Source organism: Kriegella aquimaris (assembly GCF_900103215.1).
In the GTDB taxonomy this organism is placed as follows: domain Bacteria; phylum Bacteroidota; class Bacteroidia; order Flavobacteriales; family Flavobacteriaceae; genus Kriegella; species Kriegella aquimaris.
In genome coordinates, this window is sequence record NZ_FNGV01000003.1 from 247117 (window position 1) to 266100 (window position 18984).

The following is an 18984-nucleotide window of genomic DNA, read 5'->3' on the forward strand; positions in this document are numbered from 1 at the left end:
ATTTACCTGATATTATAAAAAGAGGCCTGACTATTGATTAAGAAATCAATAAACAATATCTTTAGAAAAAGCTTTTCGCAAATGATAGAACTAACAAAAGAAAATAATAGCGGATACAGGTTTCGGATAACATCGGAAAGCGGCCATGTATTGCTTAATAGTATACTGTTTATTGATGAAAATAAGGCAAAGAATAGCGCCCGAGAATTGCCTAAAATTACTTCTGCTCAAAACGTCTTCGAACGGAAAACCAACCATGAAGGTAAATTTCTATTCAACCTAAAGAACACTAAGGGCGAATTAATCGGGCAAAGTCAATTGTATTCCTCAGAAGCGGGAATGGAGAACGGCATTAAAAACCTAAAAAACCGCATTGCCACAATTGACACCTTAAAAGAATTATAATCCTTTTAAAAATGACAAAAGTGCATCATGCATGGTTTCGGTATAATCTAAATGTGTGACCATTCTGAGTTTCCCTTCTCCCATTCCAATAATATGAATATCCTTTTCATTTAATTTCTGAAGAAATTTATCGACGCTCATAACCGCCTCATCAATTTCGAAAATAACAATATTGGTTTCAATAGGTTCCACTTTTTTAACAAAGACCAACTCCTTTAACACAGCTCCTATTTCTGATGCGCGCCGATGATCTTCGGTAAGTCGATGAATATTATTGTCCAAAGCATAAATTCCGGCTGCAGCCAAATACCCTGCTTGACGCATCCCTCCTCCCAATACTTTTCGTATTCTTAGCGCTTTCTCCATCATCATTTTAGACCCCACCAAGACAGAACCTACAGGGCAACCCAATCCCTTACTTAAACAGACACTTATGGTGTCGAATAAAGCCCCATACTGCTCTGGAGATTCATTTTTTGCGACCAACGCATTCCATAACCGGGCGCCATCTAAATGATAGGCCAGTTTATACTTTGAACAAACCGCTTTGATTTGAGTTAGCGTTTGCCGGTCCCAACAAGCCCCTCCTCCTTTATTGGTGGTATTTTCAATACAGACCAAAGAAGTCAGTGGGCTATGATAAAAATCGGGAGGGTTGATAGCGGCCTCTACTTGCTCGGATGTCATCATTCCACGGTACCCATCGACCAATTTGCAAGAAACACCACTATTAAAACTTACACCCCCACCCTCATAATTGTAGACATGTGCGTATTTATCGCAGACCAACTGTTCCCCTGGTTGGGTATGCAATTTAATCGCCGTTTGGTTAGCCATCGTTCCGGAAGGAAAGAAGAGCGCCGCCTCCTTATTGAATAAGGCAGCCATTTTCTCTTCCAAAGTGTTTACTGATGGGTCTTCCTTAAAGACATCGTCACCAACTTTCGCCATCATCATGGCCTCTAACATGGGTTGTGACGGGCGGGTCACCGTATCGCTGATCACGTTTATTTTCAATTGTAGATTTTTTTAGTCCTAAACTTCTATTTAACACAACTTGTTAATCGCCTAAATTAGATAAAACCTACGAAATATCACATCAATCATGTCTTAAGAATGAAACATCGTAATCGATAATATCGAGCTTTTATTTTTACGTTAAACCCCGAAAACAAGGTATTTTATTAAAGAATATTCAGTGCAAAAGTCACCAAAAACCAGTATCTTTTGTGAAAAGAAATAAAGATGAAACACGATGATACCACAATCTTTTCTTCTTACGAAAGAAACCCATCTTTGTATGATGAGATTTTTGATGAAAATGGAAACGTACAAAAAACGTATGAAACACTTTTTGATCTTTATGGAAAACACTCCATTGAAGATTATGTAAACTTAAATTCGAAGGCCAAGGCGTCATTTTTTAATCAAGGCATCACCTTTCAAGTTTACAATGAAAAGAAGACACAGGAGAAAATTTTTCCTTTTGACCTTTTTCCAAGAATAATCCACCCCGAGGAATGGGACATTATTGAGCGCGGGGCGATTCAGCGCAGCAAGGCCTTGAATCTATTTCTTTGGGATATTTATCATGAAAAAAAAATTATACGACAAGGAATAATTCCGATGGAGCTCATTAGTTCTTCGGCCAATTACCTACACCAGATGATCGATGTAGATCCACCAGGCGGAATTTACAACCATATTTCCGGAACCGATATTATTAAACACAACGATGGTGCTTATTACGTGCTCGAAGATAATATACGCTGTCCTTCGGGGGTTAGTTATGTCATTTCGAACAGAACAGCGTTAAAAAGAGCATTGTTTGGTGTATTTAATCATTATCAAGCATATTCCGTTACCAATTATGCCGAAAACCTTTTAGACTTATTAGAAAGCACCAAGCCCAAGGGAGTCGATATCCCGAACTGTGTGGTCATCACCCCCGGTATGTACAATTCTGCTTTTTTTGAGCATTCCTATCTAGCCAAAACCATGGGGGTAGAACTTGTAGAAGGACGCGATCTTTTTGTTGAAAAAGATTTTGTATACATGAAAACGATTCACGGCCCAGAAAAAGTTGATGTAATCTACAGAAGGATAGATGATCAGTTTCTCGACCCTCTTGAATTCCGTGCTGATTCAACATTGGGAGTCCCAGGCCTGTTCGCAGCCTATAAAAAAGGTAATGTTACGCTTGCCAATGCTCCAGGAACGGGAGTAGCCGATGATAAAGCCGTATATACATATATGCCGGAAATCATTAAGTATTATCTCGATGAGGAACCTATATTAAACAATGTACTGACATACCATTGCAGTAGACCTGATGAATTGAATTACGTTCTCGAAAATATCGATAAACTGGTCATCAAACCTGTAGATGAAGCAGGTGGCTATGGAATTTCAATCGGCAACAGATTGACAAAAAAAGAAATAGAGGTAGTAAAAATACAAGTGAAGGAAAATCCTCGAAAATATGTGGCACAACCCATTATGTCACTCTCAGTTCACCCCACCTATATTGAGGATAGTGAATCTTTTGAACAGCGTCACGTTGATTTAAGAACATTCACGATTTTGGGTAAGGACAAAGAATTCGTATTAAAAGGAGGACTAACAAGAGTGGCTTTGCAAAAAGGGAACCTAATCGTTAATTCATCACAGGGTGGTGGCTCAAAGGACACTTGGGTATTAAAAAAATAAAGACATATGCTGGCTAGAGTTGCAAACAATCTTTTCTGGATGGGGCGTTACATTGAACGCACTGAACATATTGCACGTTTTATGAACGTAAATTATTTTTCTTCATTGGATGCACCGCATGAACTGTCTCATTCGAGACAGTTTGTACTGCGCTCGATGATGTTCATGGTAGGCGAACACGTAAATGAGGACTCAGAACAATTGAATGAACAAAATACACTTTATAAAATAGGATTGGATTCCGAATTTCCATATTCCGTAATCAATAGTATAAGAAATGCCAGGGAAAATGCAAATAGCGCCCGAGATCTTATTTCTACCGAATTATATGAGTCTATCAATAAATTCTATCATTTCGTGGTCAACTACCCTGTTGATAAATTCGTTAAAAATGGTCTCTATGATTTTACGGTGAACGTCACCGAAATGACTGCCATTCTACGTGGAAAAATTCGCGGCACCCTATTGCACGACTCTGTTTATGCCATCATTATGATGGGAATAAATATTGAACGCGCCACTCAGATAATACGTATCATCAATACGAAATACAATGACGCACTGCTAGCACAGGGCAGTTATGGAGACAAATTTAGTAATAGTTTTGAATGGACCACTCTACTGAAATGTACCGAATCATATGACATGATGAGACGCTTTTACAAAAAAACGCCGACCAGCATTTCTACCTTGGAGTTTTTAATACTCAATCCGAATTGCCCAAGATCTATAATGAACAGCCTTAATCAGGTGCATAACCACATAAGGGTATTAGACCCGAGCAAAGCCTATAATAAGAATTCAACAGCCTTTTTGGTGGGTAAGGTAAGAGCAGAATTTCAATACAAATACATAGAAGAAATCGAAGAAGACATACAATCCTTCATTGAAAATATTTTAAATAATCTGACCAAGATTAGCCAAAAGATGGAAAAAGAATTTTTTAATTATTAAAGTTCGTGATATGCCGTACCTTAGCATTTCTTTACAACAAACATGAATCTAGAGTATTCGATTGTCTACAAGGCAGAAAACAAGTATGAAACATGGGTGAACGGAGCTCATTGGCAATTCTTGATTATTCCTGAAGAAAATAAGACCCAAGAATTTGTGGGTGTCGACTTCACCAACTCACTCGATGCTCCAATTGAGTATTCCATCAATGGGTTCGGTTTTAGAACCATACGGATACATACCAAAGAAAAATTCAAAACCGTCGCGTTTGAAGCTTCCTTTAAATTAATAAAAAGAGAAGTAAACCCGTTCGATTTCGAAATTACGGCCAATATCGAAGAAGGATATGAAAAGACCAAAACTATAGATTTTAGGGTCGATTTTGAACAATTTCTACGTAGCACTCCTTTGACCTCCATTCCTTCGACTAGCGAGGGTTTATTTCAATTTGATTTAAAACAATCAATTTTTGAAAACCTACAAGGGCTAAACCTTTGGATTTTTGAACAAATTCATTTCAAAGTGGGTACCACCGACATAAGCACGCCGCTCATAAAAATCATTACCCATAAAGAAGGTGTCTGCCAAGACTTCACACACCTATTCTGTGCATTGGCACGACAAAACGGTATTCCTTGCAGATATGTATCAGGTTATCTTCATCAGGGAAATGGCTTTTTCGGAGATTCACAAATGCATGCTTGGGCCGAGGCTTATATACCAATGGTCGGCTGGGTAGGTTTCGACCCTACAAATGGCATACTTGCCAACTCTAACCATATCAAAGTAGCACATGGCAATGACTATAATGACTGCTCTCCACTAAAGGGCGTCTTGCATACTACCGGCGAAAACAAAACCATTCACTCCATACAAGTTTCCAGTCAGCAATAAGGCTGATAAAACATTTGCTCGGAACACTTCAAATACAAAAAAAGAAAGCTATTTTTGAGCAAAATTTAAGAGTATGATAATTACTACGGACCTATATAAAGGTCTATTTGATCGCCTTGGTGCGTTAAGGAGGTATCTTTGACATTGATGCCAAATTAATTGAAATAGAGAACGAGGAAGAGAAAACCTTGTCACCCGATTTCTGGTACAACCCACAAGAAGCTCAGGAACAAATGAAGTTCATCCAATCGAAAAAGCAATGGGTGGATGATTTTAACGCGGCCAAGAATTCTGTAACAGACCTTGAAGTATTGCTAGAATTTCAGCAAGAAGGAGAAATTTCCGAAGCCGAAGTAACAAAACAATACGAAGCAGCATTGAACCTTATTGAAAAGCTTGAATTTAAGAACATGCTTTCAGAAGAAGGTGATGAACTGACTGCAGTGCTTCAGATAACGGCCGGTGCCGGTGGTACCGAAAGTTGTGATTGGGCAGCTATGCTCATGCGCATGTATATGATGTGGAGTGAAAAGAACGGCTATAAAGTAAAAGAACTTAATTATCAAGGCGGTGATGTTGCTGGCATAAAAACCGTAACCCTTGAAATTGATGGCGCATTTGCCTTCGGATGGCTTAAAGGCGAGAATGGCGTACACCGCCTCGTTCGAATTTCCCCATTTGACAGTAATGCCAAACGGCATACTTCGTTCGCTTCGGTTTACGTATATCCTTTGGTAGATGATAGCATAGAAATTGATGTGAACCCCGCTGATATCGAAATAACGACCGCCCGTTCGAGTGGTGCCGGCGGACAGAACGTGAACAAGGTAGAAACCAAGGTTCAACTCGTACATAAACCCTCTGGTATACAGATTTCATGTTCAGACTCTAGAAGTCAGCATGAGAATCGTGCTACTGCTTTAAAAATGCTCAAATCACAACTATATGAAATTGAATTGCGCAAAAAGATGGAGGCCCGGGAAGAGATAGAATCTTCTAAAATGAAAATCGAATGGGGATCACAGATACGAAACTACGTTATGCATCCGTACAAATTGGTCAAAGATGTGCGTACGGCGCAAGAAACGGGTAACGTCGATGCCGTCATGGACGGAGATCTAGATCAGTTTCTAAAAGCCTATTTGATGATGATGGGACAAAAGGAGGAGGAATAAGTTTAATTCTTTCAGGGGTAAAATGTTAGAAAACATATAGTTTGCAGCACCTTCAAAACGTGAAAAACAGAAAATAATGATAAAATTTTACCATAATCCGAGATGTAGTAAATCAAGACAAGGTCTGGATCTGTTGGAGAATACGGGTAAGGATTTTGAAGTAATCAAATATTTAGAGGAATCGCCTTCCAAAGAAGAACTTCAAAAAATCATTGGTTATCTTGGTATCGCACCGGAAGCTTTGGTACGAAAAAATGAAGCTATTTGGAAAGAAAAATTCCGCGGAAAGTCATTATCAGATGAGGAAATATTGAATGCCTTGGTCCAATACCCAAAACTAATCGAACGACCAATTGTAATCAACGGCAACAAAGCCGTTATCGGGAGACCTGTTGAAAATATCAACAAAATCATCTAATTAATCGATCTCAAAAGAACTAAATATTCAATCTTGATAAAATGGTACATTTGTTGCAGTCTTGACAGTAATGTTCATTTAACAAAGTTTTAACCAAAGACGGTTAAACCTTCATCACTTTTATTAATCAATAAAACTATAGCGTTATGAAAATAAAGGCGCAATTCGTAATAACATTTTTGGCACTTGTATTTGCAGGAGCTGAATTACAGGCTCAATATGGGTATGGTGGAAGAGGTTATGGTTCTGGTAGCGGATATGGATATGGTTACGGGAGGCAGCGAAATGCCATTCCGCAGGCAGAAACTGCACCAAAAGAACCTGAACCAAAAACCGCTGGCCAAATTGTAGACGATGAAATGCCCAATATAACAGAGGCTTTGGAATTGAACGATTTCGAAACCGCGGTCTTAAGTTCGATTTTGAAAAAATATGTTCAAAAGCGGATTGAATTGCAAATCTTGGAATTGACTCCCGACAAAACTCGAGAGGCCATGGAAAAGATTACTGAAGAACAGACGGCTGAATTGAAATCAGGATTGTCCGAAGAAAAATATGAGGCCTTTGTCGAACTTCAAAAAAACGGAGTTCAGAAGACAAATAAACTAAAGAAGAAAGAAAAAAAACGTAAAAAGAAAAAACCTAAAAACTAAAATATGAAAAAACTGTTTCCACTTGTCTTACTATTGATCTCACTTGCGGCCATCGCTCAAAGACCCCAACGACAAGATGTAGAATCTATAAAAATTACCGGAACAGTTTTAGATAAAGATAACGGGGATCCCTTAGAGTATGCCACATTGGTGTTACGCCCCATTAATGACCCTACTAAAGTAACAGGAGGTATTACCAATGAGAAAGGTCAGTTCGATGTAGAAATAGCCCCCGGCACTTATCAAGTACGGGTAGAATACATATCCTACAAAACGTATCAAAAGAACGAACAAGAATTTCTTACATCTACTGATTTAGGCACAATTAAGTTGGGCATAGATGTAGAACAGCTTGACGCAGTCGAAGTGGTTGGCGAAAAGACCACCGTTGAAGTTCGTTTAGACAAAAAAATATATAACATTGGAAAAGACCTTACCACAAGTGGCGCCACTATTAGTGATGCCCTAAACAATGTACCTTCGGTAAGTGTTGATGTCGAAGGAGCAATAAGCTTGCGGGGCAATGAAAATGTGCGAATTCTTATCAATGGAAAACCCTCTGCGATAGCTGGTTTTGGTTCAACCGATGCGTTACGTCAATTGCCCGCTGATGCTATTGAAAAGGTAGAAGTCATCACTAGTCCGTCAGCAAGATACGATGCCGAAGGAACCGCGGGTATTTTAAACATTGTACTTAAGAAAGAAAAGACCCTAGGCTTTAATGGATCATTAAATGTAAATGCCGGGTATCCTACTAGTAGTAGCATTTCTTTGAACAGTAATCTTCGTACCGACAATTACAATATATTTAACACTTTGGGTTATCGATACCGTGATGCTCCAGGGAATGCTTTTTTCGACAACACCTATACTTCAGGTAGTTTTGACAGAGTAATTGAAGACCGAATTTACAATAGACTAGGCAGGGGATTCAATATTAATCTGGGTATGGAGTATTTTTTAACCGAAAAATCTTCACTTACGGGAAGCATCTTTATGCGATTTTCAGATGATGACGACCTGACCGAAAACACAAACGAACGGTTCAATGAAAGCCTATTGGAGAGCCGTACTTTTCGCGAAGAAGTTGAGACAGAGGACGACAACAGTTACCAACTTTCCCTAAATTATATAAACAACTTTGATGATGACGGACATAAACTGACGGCGGATTTTCAATATTCAAACGAGGAGGAAGTCGAAACCTCCATTATAGAAGAACGAAACACCTTTCCTGATACACAGCTTATCGTTCTAGAAGATGTTTATCAAAATGAAGTTCAAGATGAATTTTTAATACAGGCAGATTACGTGCTCCCCATGGAAGACGCACAATTTGAAGCTGGATACCGTGGCAATTTTGAAAATCAGGTAACCGACTATAAACTGGATTCACTTGATCAGGCCACCAATCAATTCGTTACCAACGAAGGGCTCACTAATAAATTCACCTATACCGAAAACGTAAACGCACTTTACACGCAGTATGGTAATAAAATGGGTAAGTTCTCTTTTCTATTGGGGCTGCGCTTGGAAAACACACAATTGAAAGGAAAAGTAGAATCAGATTTTGATAGTAATGCTATCGAAGAACAATATGGTGTTGATGTTAACCTTGACTTTGACAAGAATTATTTAGGACTCTTTCCTACCTTAAATTTAATCTATGAACTGAATGAAATGGAAAATGTTTCTTTGGGATACAATCGAAGAATAAATAGGCCCAGAGGACGATATATAAATCCTTTTCCTTCACGTTCGAGTCGGACCAATATTTTTCAAGGCAATCCCGATTTGAATCCTGCATTCTCGAATGCGTTCGACCTGGGTTATTTGAGAAGATGGGATAAAATAACATTGACCTCGTCGGTTTATTATCAAAAAGAAACTGATTCTTTTGAGAGAATTCAGGAAAGTACGGGTCAGACGACTACAGATGGTATAGAAATCATCCGTTCTTTGCCCATTAACCTTTCAACAAATGAAAGAATTGGCGCCGAGGCGGCGCTGATGTACAACCCCAAGAAATGGTTGCGTCTGAATACGAGCTTTAACTTTTTTAAATTTTCTACTGAGGGTGTCTTCAACGGAATTGATTATGGCACCGACAACACCAGTTGGTTTGGTCGTTTCAGCTCAAAAGTGTCGCTTCCCGCCAAAGTAGAGTGGCAGACCAATGCTTTCTATAGAGGGCCCACTCAAAACTCACAGACCGAAAGTAAGAGTATGTTCTTTCTAAGCTTGGCTTTTAGCAAAGATATTATGAAAGACAACGGAACGATAGGAATGAATGTTAGCGACCTTCTGAATTCAGGCAAAAGACGATCATATACCGAAACGGAATTTTTTACCTCGCGCAGTGAATTCCAATTTAGAAGAAGATCGGTAAATATGTCATTCGTCTACAGGTTCAATCAACCTAAAGAAAGAAATGGCAACCGTCGAGGCGGTGGAAATGACAATAACGGTGGTGATGATGAATTTGAAGGATAGAAAAACAATAATATATTATAAAAACAAAAAAGAAGCCTTAAAGGCTTCTTTTTTTTATGCTTCTCGCTTGGCTTTTTTCGCGTCGCGTCTTTCTTTATACATTTCCAACAGATTACCGCCTAACCAATAAGGTACAACGAACATCAACAAAAAAATCATCAGCCAAAAACCAATTGATAATATGGTTAAGAAAGCTATAAATCCCAAATACTGGTCAAAATCGAACATCTGCTAAATTATTTAATACTACAAAGATAGTTTGAAAATTGGGAAACGTACAAATCAAATTAAAAAAAAAGACAAAATATTTAGGCTTTCCCAAAATAATTTCGTCAATGCCTTACCTTTGCAGCGGTAACAAAAACACATCAAAATGAGTTTCAGAATAGAAAAAGATACCATGGGCAAGGTCGAAGTACCTTCCGATAAATATTGGGGAGCACAGACAGAACGTTCTCGAAATAACTTCAAAATCGGCCCATCGGCATCGATGCCTTTAGACGTGGTATACGGTTTTGCCTATTTAAAAAAAGCTGCCGCCTATACCAATTGTGAATTAGGCGTATTGACAGAACAAAAAAGGGATTTGATTGCTCAAGTCTGCGATGAAATATTAGAGGGCAAGCTCGATGATCAATTTCCACTGGTCATTTGGCAAACTGGATCCGGCACCCAAAGTAATATGAATGTCAATGAAGTTATTGCTAACCGTGCACATGAAATTGCTGGAAAAGTAATCGGTGAAGGAGAAAAAACAATTCAGCCGAACGATGACGTAAACAAATCACAATCATCGAACGACACCTTTCCTACCGGTATGCACATTGCGGCCTATAAAAAGATTGCAGATGTGACCATTCCCGGAGTTACGCAACTAAGGGATACTTTGGATAAAAAAGTAAAGGAATTTGCGAAAGTCGTAAAGATTGGCCGTACCCATTTGATGGATGCCACTCCCCTAACCTTGGGACAAGAATTTTCAGGTTATGTATCACAATTAGACCACGGACTAAGGGCTTTGAGAAATTCATTGGACCATCTTAGTGAATTGGCCTTAGGCGGCACCGCTGTAGGCACAGGTCTTAATACACCTGAAGGCTATGATGTGCTGGTTGCAGAATACATTGCAAAGTTTACCCACCTTCCTTTTAAGACGGCCGAAAACAAGTTCGAAGCCTTGGCTGCCCATGACGCTATTGTTGAAAGCCATGCGGCACTTAAACAATTGGCGGTATCGTTAAATAAAATTGCCAATGACATACGAATGATGGCTTCAGGACCTCGTTCGGGCATCGGAGAAATCATTATCCCGGCGAATGAGCCCGGAAGTTCTATTATGCCTGGTAAAGTGAACCCTACGCAATGCGAGGCGCTTACCATGGTATGTGCGCAAGTTATGGGCAATGATGTTGCCGTGACCATAGGCGGAACCCAAGGACACTACGAATTAAATGTATTCAAGCCGATGATGGCTGCTAACATATTACAATCTGCACAGCTTTTGGGCGATGCATGCGTAAGTTTTGATATCAATTGCGCCTCGGGAATAGAAGCTAACCACGATGTGATCAAAGAACTTTTGAACAACTCATTGATGTTGGTTACGGCTTTAAATACAAAGATCGGCTATTACAAAGCTGCCGAAATTGCCAATACGGCTCACAAAAATGGAACAACCTTGAAAGAAGAAGCCATTAACCTAGGGTATGTAACGGCAGAAGACTACGACGAATGGGTGAAACCCGAAGACATGGTCGGGTCACTGAAATAATTGGAAGTGCGGCTTGACCGTAGTTACAAAAGTAAAAAAGGGGCAATCTTTTCAGATTGTCCCCCTTTTTGTTTAAATGGATAGTGTTTATTTTACTTCAATTCAAACTTAGATGTTCCCAATAATTTGAGTTTATCATCGTAAACATTTACCATATAATTTCCTTCTTGGAAATCTCCAGCTGGCTTATCGATATAGTCACAAACATCAAGCGCTTTATTTTCATAGTAAAAACCAGTTCCTTTACTATAAGTAATAGAAGCTCCATCATCAGTAGTCTTAGTAGAACTTTGCCCTAAAACGTTTCCTTGAGGATCCAATACTTCTATTGAAAATTCTCTATCACCTGCGTCCGCAATAATATTATCGGCAACAGTAAAACAAACCTTAAGCTTATCTGTTCTTTTCGCTTTAGATGTAGAAACCAATTTTCCGCTTCCACGCTCTTTTACTGCATCTACATTGAATTTAGATAAATTCAAAGCTGATCCTTTTTCGACTACGTCGGCTAATTGTGTATTCTGAACGACCAAAGAATCGTTAAAAACAGTTTGCTTTTCTAATTCAACATACGTACTGTCACGTTGCATGGCTATCAAACTATTAGAACGCGTAAGCGAATCTACTTGTTTCAATAATTGTTCTCTTTCAGCCTTCAATACATTCACTTGTCTTCGGTATCTTGAAAGTGCGGTAATATCAGATTTCATCGCTTTTACAGAATCAATATACTTTGCAATATTGTCTCTAGCAGATACCAACTCTTCATTGGTTGCATTGCTTTCCAAAATAGCTTTATCATATTCTGACTTCAAGCTATTAAGGTCTTCAACAACCAATTGCTTTTCTTGTGAGAGTACGGCCTCTGTTTTTTTCTTTTCCTGAAAAAGACTTACTGTATAGATGATAGTACCTAAAAGCAACACACCTAGTAAGCCGGCCAATACCTTCAATCCGTTGTTATTTTTTGTTTCAGTCATAACTCAAAAATTAATTAACTTGTTTAAGTTCAATAAAATAATTTGTTTGTATCAGTCTTATATACGGTTCAATTTTACTTTTAGATTTTTTGGGTAAAAAAAATTAAGTAAAACCCTGTTAAAGAAAATTTAGACTAGTAACTTTATATTAACAACACCAGAGATCAATCGATGGCATTCCAAGTAATACCTTTTGAGCTTCAGTATGCAAAACATTTCAGGGACCTCAATTTACAATGGATCCAAGAAAAATTTGTTGTCGAACCTAAGGATAGGACATTGCTGGAAAATTGCAAAAAGTACATCATCGAAACTGGTGGACACATTTTCTTTGCCGAATACAATGGTGACATTGCAGGCTGTTTTGCCTTTATAAAATTGAACAATGAGGTATATGAATTAGGAAAAATGGCGGTAGATCCTAATTATCAAGGAATTAAGATTGGCCAGAAGCTGCTAGATTTCGCTATTAATTTTGCGAAAAAGGAAGGTTGGCACAGACTAGTACTATATTCTAGCACCCAATTAGATACGGCGTTGCACATTTATAGAAAATATGGCTTTAAGGAAGTACCCATAGATCCCGATAGTCAGTACATTCGTAGCGATATCAAAATGGAACTTTCATTATAACATAACTAATAGCGCCGTAAAGCAGGTTCTAATAGCACGCCGATAAAATGAGGACAGACGAACATAAAACGAACACTAAAACTAAATATCACATGAAACATTTAATTTTATACCTTGTTTTTGGAGGATTACTTTTCTTAGGATGCAAAGAAAAGACAAAAGCGAAACCCACATCGGACGCTACCCCACAATTAGAAACAGATGAATCTCTAGTGTCCGAAATTAAAAAAGATGCTGAAGTGAAAATAACCCCAATTGAGCATGCCACTGCGGTTTTGGAATGGGGAAATATTGTTATCTATATTGACCCTGTTGGCGGAGCGCAAGCATTTGAAGGAAAAAAAGCTCCTGATCTAATTCTGATAACCGATATTCATGGCGACCACTTCAATCTAGAAACCTTAGAGGCACTAAACACTGACAAGGCAAAAATTATAGCCCCACAGGCGGTAGCGAATAAAATACCGGAAGAATTCACACCCCAAATAGATGTGTTGAGTAATGGTGAATCAAAAGAAAGATATGGCATTACCGTAGAAGCCATACCCATGTATAATCTTCGTAAGGAAGCTTTGAAATTTCATGAAAAAGGAAGAGGCAATGGCTATGTTCTAAACATTGATGACCAAAGAATCTACTTTTCAGGCGATACAGAAGACATTCCTGAAATGAAGTCATTAGAAAATATTGACAAAGCCTTTATTTGCATGAACCTGCCCTATACCATGACCGAAGAAAGTGCGGCCAAAGCGGTATTGGAATTCAAACCTAAAGAAGTGTATCCCTATCATTATCGCGGCAATCCAGATGTCAGTGATGTTAAAAAATTCAAAAAATTGGTAAATGCCGGTAATTCAGATATCGAGGTGATTCAATTGGATTGGTATCCTTCCGAAGATTATTAAACAAGTGAGCGTTCCCCAGAACAACACCTAGTATAGTAACGTAAAAAAAAATACTAAATGAAAACAACATCTAAAAAGCTCTTTTTTCTTGTTTTGGCAGTCTTAGCACTAATAAGCTGTGCCGATAAGAAAGATGAAAAAGAGGAAACGGCACAATTCAAGGTCCCGGTAGAATACTACAAACTGGATAATGGCCTAAAAGTAATCCTTTCCCAAGACAAGACTTCTCCGACTGTAATAATTGCAGTGTATTACAACATCGGTTTTCGAATTGAACCCAAAGAACGTACCGGTTTTGCGCATTTGTTCGAACACATGATGTTCCAAGGCTCTAAGAACTTGGGTAAAATGGAATTTGTCAAACTGATTCAACAAAACGGCGGAGTACTTAATGGATCTACCCGTTTCGATTTTACCAATTATTTTGAAATCGTACCCTCACACAAATTAGAAACCATGTTATGGGCGGAAGCCGACAGAATGCGAGGGTTAGACATTACTCAAGAGAATCTCACCAATCAACAAGGTGTGGTGAAAAATGAAGTAAAGGTAAACGTACTCAACCAACCCTATGGAGGATTTCCTTGGTTAGATATGCCGCAGTATGCCAACTCGAATTGGTACAATGCACATAATTTTTATGGAGATCTTGAAGATTTAGATGCCGCGAATCTTGAAGACGTTGCTAGTTTCTTTAAAACTTATTATTCGCCCAATAATGCCGCCCTATCTATCGTCGGTGACTTTGAAACAGCAGAAACAAAAGAGTGGATACAGAAGTATTTTGGAAACATTCCATCCGTTAAACTGCCTCCACAACCTGATATCACAGAGCCAAAACAAGAAAAAGAAAAAGTATTTGTGAAAAATGATTCCTTGGCCAATAAACCCGCCATTGCCTTGGCCTATCACATGCCGGAACGTAATTCTCCCGAATATTATGCAATGGGGCTTCTTGACCAAATCCTCGTACAGGGCGACAATAGTTTATTAGCACAAAAACTTGAAAAGGATAAGGGGTATACTTCCGGTGTAAGTGGCGGCATCAACTATCTGGGAAATATGTTCAATTACAAAGGCCCGATGTTATGGATGTACAACCTCACTTACGATAACGAAACCTCCCAAGATGATATTCTTATGGCTATAGACGAGGTGATGAACGGGTTAAAGGCAGAAATAACCCAAGAGACAATTGATAAAGCTATTATTAAAATCCGGTCACAATTATATGATGATATTGGGGGCACTTTCGGTTTAGGAAGAGCCGATCTCTTGTGCAGCTTTGCGTTATTTGATGATAATCCCGAACGTATAAACACACTGGAAGATGAATTTAAAAAAATAACTCCTGAAATTGTAAAAAAGACCATCGATGAGTACTTGGTCGATACCAACCGTACCATTTTGACAGTAAACCCATTATTGGCCGATAACGAAAAAACACAATGACTATGAGAACTTTGTTAACGTACGTTCTTATCCTCACATTTTCGGTAACCGTACTTACCGCTCAAGAAAAAGAACAACCCCCTAAAGGTGGGGAACCCAAAGGCTTTACATTGCCAGAAAAAGAGATTGTAGAATTCGATAATGGCCTCACCTTGGTCATGGTTCCTTATGGTTCTATTCCTAAAGCCACAATACAGTTTAGTATTAAAACTGGCAATATTGATGAAAAAGAAAATCAGGTTTGGCTAGCCGATCTCATGGCCGATATGCTCAAAGAAGGAAGTACTACCAAAAGTGCCAAACAGATTGCCGATGACATGGCAGGTATGGGCGGAAATTTGAACATTGGCGTGGGTGTGCATACTTCTTATTTAAGCAGTTCAGTCTTGTACGAGTTCGCACCAAAAGCTATTACTCTTATGGCAGACGTGCTTAAAAACCCAAAATGGCCCGTCGAGGAACTTGATCGTTTGAAAAACGATATGAAACGCAACTTATCGGTACGACTAGCAGGGCCACAAGCACAGGCAAGCAGGGACTTTTTCGCAGCTATATACCCCGATCACCCCTATGGAAGGGTATTTCCAACGGATGCAATGATTGATTCCTATAGCGTAGAGGACATTAAAAAGTTTTACGATAGCAACTTCGGTGCCCTGCGCACAACAATCTACGTTGCGGGTAATTTTGATGCGAAAAGTGTTAAAGAGGCTATCGAATCTTCTTTAACGGACTGGAAAAAAGGAGAACCCTCAGACTATGCCATTGCCCAACCCGTAACCAATGCGGACGTAAAAATTATTGATAGGCCCGGGGCACCACAATCGACAATTTATTATGGTCTTCCCGTAATTGGTCCGTCAAGCGAGGATTATATTGCCCTTGACGTTACCAACTCTATTTTAGGTGGTTCTTTCGCTTCCCGAATCACTAGCAATATAAGGGAAGACAAGGGATATACATATTCGCCTTATAGCAATTTGAAGGATAATTATAAAACCGGAGTTTGGTACGAAGCAGCCGATGTTACTACTGAGCATACAGGTGCCGCTTTAAAAGAAATCGTAAAGGAAATTGAAATTTTACAGAATGAACCGCCAAGTCAAGAGGAAATGGAGGGCATTATCAATTATGAATCAGGAATTTATGTGCTTCAAAATTCTACTCCAAACGGAATCATTGGTCAATTGATATTTTTAGACACCCACGATCTTGACGAATCATTTCTAACCGACAAGGTAAAGAATATGCATGCCGTGACTCCTGAAAAAGTTTCTGAAATGACCCAGAAATACATACAACCAGATAATATGACACTGATTGTGGTTGGGGACAAAGCAAAAATTGAAAATCAAATTCAGGAAACCTTGCAAAAACCCCTGAAACAATAATTTTGGACTTTAGCAATAAAAAGGAAGGGTCTAAAAAATAAAAACACGTAGTCATTGCGAACAAAGTAAACAATCTGTCCGTTGCTAACTAATAAGTATCAGATTGTTTCGTGCCTCGCCAAGACACACATAAAAATTTTTAGACCCCTCTTTTTAATCCCATACAGACACACAGGCTATCTGATCAATTTCTTGTACTTGATACGTTGCGGAATTAAATCACCTCCCAGACGTTTCTTCTTGTTCTCTTCATAATCGGAAAAAGAACCTTCAAAGAAATAGACTTGAGAATTGCCTTCAAATGCCAAAATATGAGTACAAATACGATCTAGAAACCATCTGTCGTGGGAAATGACCACCGCACAACCACCAAAATTTTCAAGCCCTTCTTCCAAAGCACGTAATGTATTAACATCCAAATCATTGGTAGGCTCATCCAGTAACAATACATTGCCTTCTTCCTTTAAGGTCATAGCCAAGTGCAGCCGGTTACGTTCTCCGCCCGAAAGCATATTAACCTTTTTGTTCTGTTCGCTCCCGGAAAAATTAAACCGACTTAGATAAGCCCGAGAATTCACTTGTCGGCCGCCCATCATCACCAGCTCTTGTTCGTTACTAAAGTTTTGCCAAATGGTCTTTTCGGGATCAATGTTCGAATGACTTTGATCGACATAAGCAATCTTAGCAGTTTCTCCCACTTCGAAAACGCCTTTATCAGGTGTTTCCTCTCCCATAATCATTCTAAAAATAGTGGTCTTACCAGCACCGTTCGGTCCGATAATTCCAACAATTCCCGCCTGTGGTAATTTAAAATTTAAGTCTTCGTAGAGCAATTTATCATCATACCCTTTGCTTACTCCTTTCGCCTCCAACACATTAGTCCCTAGTCTAGGACCGTTGGGAATATAAATTTCAAGTTTTTCATCAAGCTGTTTTTGATCTTGGCTCATCAACTTGTCATAGTTTTTCAAACGCGCTTTTTGCTTTGTCTGTCTTCCTTTTGCGCCTTGTCTTACCCATTCGAGCTCGCGCTCCAAGGTCTTCTGTCGTTTGGAGGCTGTTTTACTCTCTTGTGCCAATCGTTTCGATTTTTGATCCAACCAACTGGAATAATTGCCTTTCCAAGGAATACCCTCACCCCTATCAAGCTCTAAAATCCACCCTGCTACATTATCTAAAAAGTAACGGTCGTGGGTCACGGCGATTACCGTTCCCTTATATTGTGCCAAATGATGCTCTAACCAATGTACCGATTCAGCATCTAAGTGGTTGGTCGGCTCATCAAGTAATAAAATTTCCGGTTCTTGTAACAATAATCGGCATAAGGCCACACGCCTCCGTTCCCCTCCCGACAGCACACCGATTTTTTTATCCGGCTCGGGAGTTCGCAAAGCATCCATTGCAATTTCAAGTTTGGTATCAAGTTCCCAAGCATTCGATGCATCGATCTGATCTTGAAGCTCGGCCTGCTTGTCCATCAACTTTTGCATCTTATCAGCATCTTCGTATACCTCTGGCAACCCAAACATATCGTTGATTTTATTGTACTCGTCTAAGATGGCCACGGTTTCCGAAACCCCTTCTTTGACAACTTCTAAAACCGTTTTATCTTCATCTAACTGCGGCTCTTGCTCTAAATAACCCACGTTGTATCCAGGAGAAAAAACAACATCCCCTTGAAAGTTTTTATCGACTCCTGCAATAATCTTTAACAAAGTAGATTTACCGGAGCCGTTCAGACCCAGAATTCCGATTTTGGCTCCATAGAAAAAACTGAGATAAATGTTCTTCAGTACCGGAGTATTGGCGTTTTTATATGTTTTGGTCACTCCCGACATGGAGAAGATGACCTTCTTATCGTCGCTCATTGTTTTTATTTATGAGTTTATAAATTGAGAGGTTTGTGTACAAAATGGCCCGAGAAGTTTAGATTGTTTCGATCAGAAACACCAGTCAAACACGGCCCTTCAACGCGTTGAAGACCCATGCAATGGCAAAAAAACCAATTCCTACGGAAGCAAAACCCCAACCAGCCACATCATCATATCTAAAGGCCCCTAGTGCAATCAGTCCGAGTCCTACGATTATCATTATAAAAGTTGCCCATGCCAGTACAGTGTTCTTGTTCATTCCCATATTTCAGTTGGTTTA

At 39.1% G+C, this 18984-nt stretch carries 17 protein-coding genes; 13 read left to right on the forward strand and 4 right to left on the reverse strand.

All coding sequences use genetic code 11. The annotated features are described in order from the left end of the window. Window positions 1-81: 81 nt before the first annotated feature. Window positions 82-405, forward strand: a complete 324-nt coding sequence (locus tag BLS33_RS08885; protein ID WP_089887604.1) for a YegP family protein — start codon at window positions 82-84, stop codon at window positions 403-405. On the opposite strand, the gene BLS33_RS08890 is transcribed toward BLS33_RS08885, so the two are convergent. Then, complete coding sequence (locus tag BLS33_RS08890) at window positions 400-1422, reverse strand: threonine aldolase family protein (RefSeq protein WP_089887607.1); 1023 nt, start codon at window positions 1420-1422, stop codon at window positions 400-402. The two genes, BLS33_RS08885 and BLS33_RS08890, sit on opposite strands and share 6 nt — an antisense overlap. A gap of 228 nt (window positions 1423-1650) precedes the next feature. Between BLS33_RS08890 and BLS33_RS08895 the strand changes: the two genes are divergently transcribed. The 8 genes from BLS33_RS08895 (at window position 1651) to fumC (ending at window position 11472) form a co-directional block, all read left to right on the forward strand. Further along, a complete protein-coding gene (locus BLS33_RS08895; RefSeq protein WP_089887609.1) occupies window positions 1651-3114 on the forward strand; it encodes a circularly permuted type 2 ATP-grasp protein in 1464 nt (487 codons plus the stop codon). Window positions 3115-3120: 6 nt separating this feature from the next. Next, a complete protein-coding gene (locus BLS33_RS08900) occupies window positions 3121-4068 on the forward strand; it encodes an alpha-E domain-containing protein (RefSeq protein ID WP_089887612.1) in 948 nt (315 codons plus the stop codon). A 42-nt stretch (window positions 4069-4110) separates the two neighbouring features. After that, window positions 4111-4962: a transglutaminase-like domain-containing protein gene (locus BLS33_RS08905; protein WP_089887615.1), complete on the forward strand. Its 852-nt coding sequence runs from the start codon at window positions 4111-4113 to the stop codon at window positions 4960-4962. Between the two features lie 76 nt (window positions 4963-5038). Then, a protein-coding gene (gene prfB / locus BLS33_RS08910; RefSeq protein WP_245731365.1) for a peptide chain release factor 2 occupies window positions 5039-6137 on the forward strand; the annotation gives its coding sequence in 2 pieces (ribosomal slippage) (window positions 5039-5101 and window positions 5103-6137; 1098 coding nt in all). 76 nt (window positions 6138-6213) lie between these two features. Beyond that, window positions 6214-6555, forward strand: a complete 342-nt coding sequence (gene arsC / locus BLS33_RS08915) for an arsenate reductase (glutaredoxin) (protein ID WP_089887621.1) — start codon at window positions 6214-6216, stop codon at window positions 6553-6555. A gap of 146 nt (window positions 6556-6701) precedes the next feature. Further along, a complete protein-coding gene (locus BLS33_RS08920; protein ID WP_089887623.1) occupies window positions 6702-7208 on the forward strand; it encodes a hypothetical protein in 507 nt (168 codons plus the stop codon). A 3-nt stretch (window positions 7209-7211) separates the two neighbouring features. Further along, window positions 7212-9701: a TonB-dependent receptor gene (locus BLS33_RS08925; RefSeq protein WP_089887625.1), complete on the forward strand. Its 2490-nt coding sequence runs from the start codon at window positions 7212-7214 to the stop codon at window positions 9699-9701. A gap of 373 nt (window positions 9702-10074) precedes the next feature. After that, the gene (fumC, locus tag BLS33_RS08935) at window positions 10075-11472 is read left to right on the forward strand and encodes a class II fumarate hydratase (protein WP_089887631.1); all 1398 of its coding nucleotides are present in this window, start codon (window positions 10075-10077) and stop codon (window positions 11470-11472) included. 92 nt (window positions 11473-11564) lie between these two features. On the opposite strand, the gene BLS33_RS08940 is transcribed toward fumC, so the two are convergent. Further along, window positions 11565-12452 carry a hypothetical protein gene (locus BLS33_RS08940; protein ID WP_089887633.1) on the reverse strand — a complete coding sequence of 296 codons (888 nt, stop codon included), beginning with the start codon at window positions 12450-12452 and terminating at the stop codon, window positions 11565-11567. A gap of 171 nt (window positions 12453-12623) precedes the next feature. Here BLS33_RS08940 and BLS33_RS08945 point away from each other — a divergent pair, with 171 nt between their 5' ends. The 4 genes from BLS33_RS08945 (at window position 12624) to BLS33_RS08960 (ending at window position 16833) form a co-directional block, all read left to right on the forward strand. Beyond that, entirely contained in the window at window positions 12624-13085 is a 462-nt protein-coding gene (locus BLS33_RS08945) for a GNAT family N-acetyltransferase (protein ID WP_089887635.1), read from the forward strand. A gap of 92 nt (window positions 13086-13177) precedes the next feature. After that, on the forward strand, window positions 13178-13990 hold the full coding sequence (locus tag BLS33_RS08950; RefSeq protein ID WP_089887637.1) for an MBL fold metallo-hydrolase: 813 nt from the start codon (window positions 13178-13180) through the stop codon (window positions 13988-13990). A 57-nt stretch (window positions 13991-14047) separates the two neighbouring features. Next, window positions 14048-15442, forward strand: coding sequence for a M16 family metallopeptidase (locus BLS33_RS08955; RefSeq protein WP_089887639.1), 1395 nt, complete (start codon window positions 14048-14050; stop codon window positions 15440-15442). 2 nt (window positions 15443-15444) lie between these two features. After that, complete coding sequence (locus BLS33_RS08960; protein ID WP_089887642.1) at window positions 15445-16833, forward strand: M16 family metallopeptidase; 1389 nt, start codon at window positions 15445-15447, stop codon at window positions 16831-16833. Between the two features lie 176 nt (window positions 16834-17009). On the opposite strand, the gene ettA is transcribed toward BLS33_RS08960, so the two are convergent. Continuing rightward, entirely contained in the window at window positions 17010-18701 is a 1692-nt protein-coding gene (gene ettA / locus BLS33_RS08965; RefSeq protein ID WP_089887645.1) for an energy-dependent translational throttle protein EttA, read from the reverse strand. Window positions 18702-18786: 85 nt separating this feature from the next. Beyond that, on the reverse strand, window positions 18787-18969 hold the full coding sequence (locus tag BLS33_RS08970; protein WP_089887647.1) for a CAL67264 family membrane protein: 183 nt from the start codon (window positions 18967-18969) through the stop codon (window positions 18787-18789). Window positions 18970-18984: the final 15 nt, after the last annotated feature.